Origin of the sequence: Frateuria sp. (genome assembly GCF_013362045.1) — a bacterium.
GTDB lineage: Bacteria > Pseudomonadota > Gammaproteobacteria > Xanthomonadales > Rhodanobacteraceae > Frateuria_A.
On record NZ_JABFWW010000162.1, the window covers coordinates 1 to 8098 of the forward strand.

The 8098-nt window shown below is 70.8% G+C and carries 6 protein-coding genes; 5 read left to right on the plus strand and 1 reads right to left on the minus strand.

The window, feature by feature from the left end; all coding sequences use genetic code 11:
* Positions 1-356 precede the first annotated feature (356 nt).
* Positions 357-854 (minus strand): RDD family protein, encoded by a 498-nt coding sequence (locus HOQ08_RS07840; protein WP_291193023.1) that lies wholly within the window; start codon positions 852-854, stop codon positions 357-359.
* Positions 855-901: 47 nt separating this feature from the next.
* Between HOQ08_RS07840 and xerD the strand changes: the two genes are divergently transcribed.
* The 5 genes from xerD to HOQ08_RS07865 all read left to right on the plus strand — a co-directional run.
* Positions 902-1813, plus strand: coding sequence for a site-specific tyrosine recombinase XerD (gene xerD, locus HOQ08_RS07845; RefSeq protein WP_291193033.1), 912 nt, complete (start codon positions 902-904; stop codon positions 1811-1813).
* Between the two features lie 223 nt (positions 1814-2036).
* Entirely contained in the window at positions 2037-2813 is a 777-nt protein-coding gene (locus tag HOQ08_RS07850) for a DsbC family protein (RefSeq protein ID WP_291193025.1), read from the plus strand.
* Between the two features lie 98 nt (positions 2814-2911).
* Positions 2912-6772 (plus strand): phosphoribosylformylglycinamidine synthase, encoded by a 3861-nt coding sequence (gene purL / locus HOQ08_RS07855; RefSeq protein ID WP_291193027.1) that lies wholly within the window; start codon positions 2912-2914, stop codon positions 6770-6772.
* Between the two features lie 194 nt (positions 6773-6966).
* Complete coding sequence (locus tag HOQ08_RS07860) at positions 6967-7671, plus strand: hypothetical protein (RefSeq protein WP_291193029.1); 705 nt, start codon at positions 6967-6969, stop codon at positions 7669-7671.
* Between the two features lie 69 nt (positions 7672-7740).
* Positions 7741-8098, plus strand: a 358-nt coding sequence (locus tag HOQ08_RS07865; protein WP_291193031.1) for a glycosyltransferase, incomplete at its 3' end; no start/stop codon positions are given.

Consider the following 8098-nt stretch of genomic DNA (forward strand, 5'->3'; position numbering starts at 1 on the left):
GCAGCAGACCAGCGGCAGGGATCGATGATGCAAGCGATAAGCAGCAGCCCGGCTTCCCTAGCCTCAGTTACTGAGCGCTCGCGGCGTAGCGGCTGTAGATCCTCTAAGAGCCGCCACGCCACTTGCTTGCGTAATGGCTCCTAGCTCTTGCCTCCCATCGGGTTGCCCGCTCTAAAGGCCATTTCTCTGGTTACTTCTCTTTGGGCCCGCAAAGAGAAGTGACTCGAGCGCCGGCAGGCGATCGAAAGCCCGCCGCAGGCGAGCCAGGTCGCGGAAGCGCCACGGAAAGAACGACGGGCAAGCGCGTCAGCGCACACTCGCGAGTCCGACGCGCGTCCACTCGGGAAACGAAGCGCTCAGCCGAACTGCTGCAACTCGGTGCCGGCCGCAAGGTCGTGCAGCGCGCGCCGCCGGGGATCGAGCAGCGCCGGGGCGAACCACAGCGCCCAGCCGATCGCCATCGCCCACAGCGCGACCTGCAGCCCAAGCCACGGTGCCAGCTCCAGCAGAAGCAGTGGCAGCGCGGCGACGATCAACCGGCGCAGCGCCTGGCCCGGCATCACCTTGCCGCCGTCGGCGGCGACCAGGCGGATATGCCACGGACGCATGCCGAGCGTCTGCCCTCCGCGCAGCCAGGAGAGGGCGAAGTACGCGGCCACCACCAGGCCCTGCAAGGGCTGGTACCACCAGGCGATCGTCGTGTGCGGGCCGGTGGCGATCAGCCGGCCGCCGGTGGCGAGCTGGCAGAGCAACCCCACCACCATCACGATCGCCATCACAGCGAGCAGGTCGTAGACCAGCGCGGTCAGGCGTCGCCAGAGCGGGCAGGGAACGGAGGCGTGTGTTGGATCCATGGATGTTTTCGCTTGCGCCCACCGCGGTGCGCGGCGAGCATCGGGGCATGCAGGAAAAGAGCACAAGTATCGCCGAAGCGGACCAGCGCAGCATTGCGGCGTTCCTCGAACGGGTATGGTCCGAAGACGGCCTGGCCGACCGCACACTGGAAGCCTACCGGCGGGATCTGGAAGGACTCGCGCGCTGGCTCGCCGAGCGCGGGCGCAGCCTGAACACGGCCAGGCGCGAGGATCTGTCGGCCTATCACGGCGGCCAGCGTGCCGCGGTGCGTTCGATGGCGCGGCGCCAGTCCGCCTTCCGCCGCTACTACGGCCAGCTGGCCCGTGACATGCCGGGGTTCGAGGACCCGACCCTGCTGATCGAGCGTCCGCGCATGCCGCGCAGCCTGCCCAAGGCGCTGGCCGAGCGCGAGATCGAGGGGCTGCTGGCGGCGCCCGATGACAGCACCACGCTGGGCCTGCGCGACCGCGCCATGCTGGAACTGATGTACGCCTCGGGTTTGCGCGTATCCGAACTGGTGGAGCTGCCGCTGGCCGCGCTCAACGCGCGCCAGGGCGTGCTGCGGATCACCGGCAAGGGCGGCAAGGACCGGCTGGTGCCCGTCGGCGAGGTGGCGCTGGAGCGCATCGAGGCCTATCTCGCACAGGCACGGCCGGCACTGGCGAAAGGGCGCCAGCCGGCGGCGCTGTTCCTGAGCCAGCGCGGCGAGGGCATGACGCGGCAGATGTTCTGGATCCTGGTCAAGCGCCATGCGCTTGCGGTCGGCATCGAGCCGAAGCGGATCTCGCCGCACGTGCTGCGGCATTCCTTCGCCACCCACCTGCTCAACCACGGCGCCGACCTGCGCGCGCTGCAACTGCTGCTGGGCCACGCCTCGCTGAGCACCACGCAGATCTACACGCTGGTGGCCAAGGAGGGCCTCAAGCGCCTGCACGCGAAACACCATCCTCGCGGCTGAAGGTTCGGCTCCCTTTCCTCTCCGGGGAGAAGGCTGGCGAGGCTTTGCTCCCTCGGGCTCGTCCGCAAGCACCCACCCTTCACCTCAATCCTCGTTTCAAAGTGGGAAAGAAGGCGAACGCAAAGGCCGCCCCCATGTGAGCGGAAGCAAGCGCGTGCTCACGCCTGCTGTGCCAGAATCGGACTCCCATCGCCGCCTTCCCCGCGCGGCCGCGAGGTTCTCGATGTTCAGGAAACTGTCTTTCGCGCTGTTGGCCGGCGCCTTCGCACTGGCTGCCTGCGCGGCCGATCGCCAGGGCGCGGGCCCCGCCGCGGTCGACCCGGCCACCGAACAGGTCGTGCGCGCGGCGCTGCAGAAGCTGGCCCCGGGCGTCCAGTTCGATTCGGTCGCGCCTGCGTCGCTGCCGGGCTTCTACCAGGTGATCGCCTCGGGCCAGCTGGTGTACGTGAGCACCGACGGCAAATACATGCTCAACGGCGACCTGATCGACCTGGGCAGCAAACGCAACCTGAGCGAGCGGGCCTGGGCGGCCTTCCGCAAGGCCGAACTGGCCAAGGTGCCGGCCGCGCAGCGGATCGTGTTCGCGCCGCCGCACCCGAAGTACACCGTCACGGTGTTCTCCGACGTCAACTGCGGTTATTGCCGCATGTTCCATTCGCACATCGACCAGATCAATGCCGAGGGCATCGCGGTCGAATACCTGGCCTGGCCGCGCGAAGGCGTCACCACCACCGCCGGCAACCCGACCGCTACCTATACCGAGATGGTTTCGGTCTGGTGCGCGGCCGACCGCAGGGCGGCGTTCACCGCAGCCAAGCAGGGCAAGGCCCCCAAGCCGGCGCAGTGCGCCAATCCGGTCAAGGACGAGTTCGACCTGGGCGTGCGGCTGGGGGTCAGCGGCACCCCCACGATCCTCGGCCCCGACGGCATGATGCTGGGCGGCTACGTGACGCCGGACAAGCTGCTCAAGCTGCTGCAGCAGGGCGATACCGGCGGCTGAGCCCGCCAGGGCCGCGCGGCGTGAGGGCGGCGTGCATGGGCCGCCCGGCGGCATCGGGTAGAATAGGCGACTTCCTTTCCCGCGCCGAATTCCCCCGCATGATCGCTTTCGACGGGCAGAGCGCCCTTTCGCCGTTTCGTCTGGATCGCCTCAATGCCCGCCTCGATGCGGCGCACCGGGGCACCCGCGTGCAGGCAGCGTGGTTCGTCTACGTGCTGGACGCCGACCATGCGCCCGAAGGCGGCGAGCGCAGGCGCCTGCTCGAGGTGCTCGAAGCCAGGGACGCCGCGCCCGAGCCGGCAACGCTGTGGACGGTGCCGCGGCTGGGCACCATCTCGCCGTGGTCGAGCAAGGCCACCGACATCCTGCACGGCGCCGGCTTCGACGTGCGCCGCGTGGAGCGCGGCATCGCCTGGAGCGTGGCGGGGCTGCCGGACGCCGGCACGCCCGCGCACGTGGCCGTGCTGGAGGTGCTGCACGATCCGATGACGCAATCGGTGCTGGTCGACCTGGCCGACGCGCAAGGCCTGTTCCTGGCCGGCACGCCCGGGGATCTGGTGCACATCGAGCTGGGCGGCGATCCGCTTGGCGCGCTGGCCGCCGCCAACGCACGACTGGGGCTGGCGCTGGCCGAGGACGAGATCGACTATCTAGCCGCGCGCTACGCGGAGCTCGGCCGCGATCCGACCGACGCGGAACTGTTCATGTTCGCGCAGGCCAATTCCGAGCACTGCCGCCACAAGGTGTTCAACGCCAGCTGGACGATCGACGGCGAGGAACAGGACAAGAGCCTGTTCGCCATGATCAAGCACACCCACCAGTGCTCGCCCGCGCACACGCTGTCGGCCTACAAGGACAACGCGGCGGTGATCGAGGGCCAGCCGGGCCGGCGCTTCTTCGCCGACAGCGATGGCACCTGGCGCGCACACGCGGAGCAGGTCGACTACGCGATCAAGGTCGAGACGCACAACCACCCCACCGCGATCGCGCCCTGGCCGGGCGCGGCCACCGGCGCCGGCGGCGAGATCCGCGACGAGGGCGCCACCGGGCGCGGCGCCAAGCCCAAGGCCGGGCTTACCGGGTTCTCGGTGTCCGACCTGCGCATCCCGGGCGCGCCGCAGCCGTGGGAGGTGGATCGCCCGCTGCCGCCGCGCATGGCCAGCGCCTTCGAGATCATGCGCGACGGCCCGCTCGGCGCCGCCGCCTTCAACAACGAATTCGGCCGCCCCTGCCTGGGCGGCTATTTCCGCACCTACGAGCACGAGACCGGCGAAGCCGGCGTGCGCCGCGGCTACGACAAGCCGATCATGATCGCCGGCGGCCTGGCCAACATCCGCCGCGACCACGTGCAGAAGCGCGCGCTGCAGCCGGGCCATGCGGTGATCGTGCTGGGCGGCCCGGCCATGCTGATCGGCCTGGGCGGCGGCGCGGCCTCGTCGGTGGCGTCCGGCGCCTCCAGCGCGGAGCTGGATTTCGCCTCGGTGCAGCGCGACAACGCCGAGATGGAGCGGCGCTGCCAGCAGGTGGTCGACAGCTGCTGGGCGCGCGGCGAGGCCAACCCCATCGTCAGCATCCACGACGTCGGCGCGGGCGGCCTGTCCAACGCGATTCCCGAACTGCTCAACGACGCCGGCGTGGGCGGCGAGATCGACCTCTCCAAGGTGCCCTGCGACGATCCTTCGCTCTCGCCCATGCAGGTGTGGAGCAACGAGTCGCAGGAGCGCTACGTGCTCGGCATCGCGCCGCAGGACCTCGCCGAGTTCGAGGCCTACTGCCAGCGCGAGCGCTGCCCATACGCCGTGGTCGGTACCGCCACCGCCGAGCGCACGCTGCGCGTGAGCGACCCGCGCCGCAATCTCGACGTGATCGACCTGCCGATGGACGTGCTGTTCGGCAAGCCGCCGCGCATGCACCGCGATGCGCGCCGCATCAAGCCGCGCGTGGATCTGCTGCCCGATCTTTCCGGCATCGGCATGGACGAGGCGGTGCAGCGCGTGCTGCGCCTGCCTACGGTGGGCAGCAAGAGCTTCCTGATCACCATCGGCGACCGCACCGTCGGCGGCTTGAACCACCGCGACCCGATGGTCGGTCCGTGGCAGGTGCCGGTGGCCGACTGCGCCGTCACGCTCGCCGATTTCGACGGCTACCAGGGCGAGGCGATGGCGATGGCCGAGCGCGCGCCGGTGGCGCTGCTCTCCAGCGCCGACGCCGCGCGGCTGGCTGTGGGCGAGGCGATCACCAACCTCGCCGCCGCGCCGATCGAACATTTGAGCGAGATCCGCCTCTCCGCCAACTGGATGGCCGCGGTCAACCACGACGGCGAGGACGCCGCGCTGTTCGACGCGGTCAAGGCTGTCGGCATGGAGCTGTGCCCGTCGCTGGACATCGCCATCCCGGTCGGCAAGGACTCGCTCTCGATGCAGACCGTGTGGCACGACGGCAGCCAGCCGCAGCGCACGGTCGCGCCGGTCTCGCTGGTGATCACCGGCTTTGCGCGCGTCGGCGACGTGCGCCGCACGCTGACCCCGCAGCTCAAGCTCGATCGCGGCGATTCGGAACTGTGGCTGCTCGACCTGGGCGCAGGCCGCGACCGCCTGGGCGGCTCCGCGCTGACCCAGGTGTTCAACCGCGCCGGCGGCGTGCCGCCGGACCTCGACGACGCCAGGCGCCTGCGCGCGCTGTTCGAACTGGTGCAGGAAGCGAACCGTGCCGGCATGCTGCTGGCCTACCACGATCGTTCCGACGGTGGCGTCATCGTCACCCTGCTGGAAATGGCCTTCGCCGGCCATTGCGGCCTGGAAATCCATCTGGACGGCTGGGCCGAGGCGACCCTGCGCGCGCTGTTCAACGAGGAACTCGGCGCCGTGCTGCAGGTGGCCAGCGCCAACCGGGAAGCGTTCGAGGCGCTGCTGGTCAAGCACGGCCTGGCCGGCATGAGCCATCGCATCGGCCGGCCCAAGGAAAAGCTCGGCATCAAGCTGTTCCTGGGCAACGAGGCCGTGTTCAAGTGGAACTGGACCGCCCTGTTCCGCGCCTGGAACCAGGCCAGCCACGCCATGCAGCGCCTGCGCGACAACCCCGCCGGCGCCGACGCCGAACTGGAGTGGCGGCTGGACGACGCCGATCCGGGCGTAACGCCCAAGCTCACCTTCAACCCTGCCGAGGACGTCGCCGCGCCGTACGTCGCCCGTGGCGCGCGCCCGCGCGTGGCGATCCTGCGCGAGCAGGGCGTCAATGGCCAGGTCGAGATGGCGGCGGCGTTCACCCGCGCCGGCTTCGACGCGGTGGACGTGCACATGTCCGATCTCGCCGCCGGCCGCCACACGCTGGCCGACTTCCGCGGCTTTGCCGCCTGCGGCGGATTCTCCTACGGCGACGTGCTGGGCGCCGGCCGCGGCTGGGCGACTTCGATCCTCTACAACGAGGCGATGCGCGCGCAGTTCGAGGCGTTCTTCAACGATCCGTCGAAGTTCGCGCTGGGCGCCTGCAACGGCTGCCAGATGCTCTCGCAGCTGAAGGACATCATCCCCGGTGCCAAGCACTGGCCCAAGTTCGTGCGCAACGCCTCCGAGCAGTACGAGGCGCGGCTGGCCACGCTCGAAGTGCTCGATTCGCCCAGCCTGTTCTTCAAGGGTATGGCCGGTTCGCGCATCCCGGTGGCGGTGGCGCACGGCGAGGGCCGGGTGAGCTTCCCCTATGCGTGCAGCCCGTCGAAGTCGGGCGCGGCGCTGCGCTTCGTCGACAACCGCGGCAGGCCCACCGAGAACTACCCGCTCAACCCGAACGGCTCGCCCGGCGGCCTGGCCGGCTTCACGGCGGCCGACGGTCGCGTGACCATCCTGATGCCGCATCCGGAGCGCGTGTTCCGCAGCGTGCAGATGAGCTGGCACCCGCAGGCCTGGGGCGAGGATTCGCCCTGGATGCGCATGTTCCGCAACGCGCGGACGTGGTGCGGCTGACGCGCCGGTAGCGCCGGTCCAGCGGCGTCGCCGCGGGCCGGCGTAGGAGCGCAGGCGGCCTGGCCGCGCGGCGTCTGCCCATAGACACCTGTTCCGCTTCGCCCGCGGTAACGTGGCCGCATGCCCAACGCGGAAAGCCTGGTCTGGTTGCCGTTTTCTCCCACCGATGCCGGGGGAGAGGGGGCCGGTGCGCCGTGACCGTGCCGCGCGCGGGATGGGCCTGTGCGCTCGCCTGGCTGCTGGCGCTGGCCGTGCTGCCGTGGTGGCTGGGCGCGCCCTTGCTGCTGGCCATCGGCACCGGCCTGCTGGTCGCGCCCGATCGGCTGCACGGTCACGCGCGGCTGCTGCGCCTGAGCCTGCGCTGGGGCCTGCCGGGGGTGTCGTTCGCGGTGCAGCGCGCGCTGGGCGGCGACGCCTTCGCCTGGGCGATGGCGTGGCTTGGCGCGCTGGTCGGCTACACCTTGCTGGCCGGGCTGGAAGCGTGGCTGGACCGCGGTTTGCGCGAGCCGCTGGACCAGCCGGACGTGCGCGACTGGCCTGAGCTTGCGCTCGCGCCTATCGGCCCGGCGGCCACGTTCATCGAACTGCAGCCGCCGCGATGGATCGAGGGCGACTGCCCCGATCCGCGCGGCGGAGCGGCCTGCTGGACGGATGGGCGCTTCCGCTTCGCCGATGGCAGCGTGGTCAAGGCGGAGCAGGCGCGCGGCAGCTTCAGCCCCGACGGGCGATGGTTCGCCGCGGCTGCACGCGGCGGCTTGGTGCTGCTCGATCGCGACCGCAGGCGTCGCTACCGCCTGCGCGGCTGGACGCTGTGCGGGTGGCACGACGGGCCATGGCTTGCGCGCGGGGAAGGGCCGGCGCGGGCGTGGCGGGAGGTGCTGGGGCAGCGCGGGTCCTAGGCGTGCGGACGGGCCCGCGGCACGCCGCACCCGGTTCTCGCCGTTCCTGCGCTCCCGCATACTTGCGGTGTGCCTACTCCCTCCACTCCCGCAGGAACGCTCCCGGTCAGCGTCATCGTGGTCTGCGCCGACAGCGGCGCGTCGTTGCGCGAATGCGTGCAGCGGGCGCTCGAGAGCACGCTGCCGCTGGAGCTGATCCTGATCGACAACGGCTCGACCGACGGCATGCCGCAGTCGGTCGAGCAGGCGCATGCCGCCGAGCCGCGGCTGACGGTGATCTACAACCACGCCAACCTCGGCTTCGGCCCGGCGGTGAACCGGGCGGCGGCGGCGGCGCGCGGCGAGCACCTGCTGGTGCTCAACCCCGACTGCCTGCTGCAGCCCGACACGGTCGCCCGCATGCTGGACACCCTCGACGCGCACCCGG

Bases quoted from the DNA above. Each gene is read 5' to 3' on its own strand.
- purL (WP_291193027.1), top strand. From the start codon at position 2,912: ATGATCGCTTTCGACGGGCAGAGCGCCCTTTCGCCGTTTCGTCTGGAT.
- xerD (WP_291193033.1), top strand. From the start codon at position 902: ATGCAGGAAAAGAGCACAAGTATCGCCGAAGCGGACCAGCGCAGCATT.
- HOQ08_RS07840 (WP_291193023.1), bottom strand. From the start codon at position 854: ATGGATCCAACACACGCCTCCGTTCCCTGCCCGCTCTGGCGACGCCTG.
- HOQ08_RS07850 (WP_291193025.1), top strand. From the start codon at position 2,037: ATGTTCAGGAAACTGTCTTTCGCGCTGTTGGCCGGCGCCTTCGCACTG.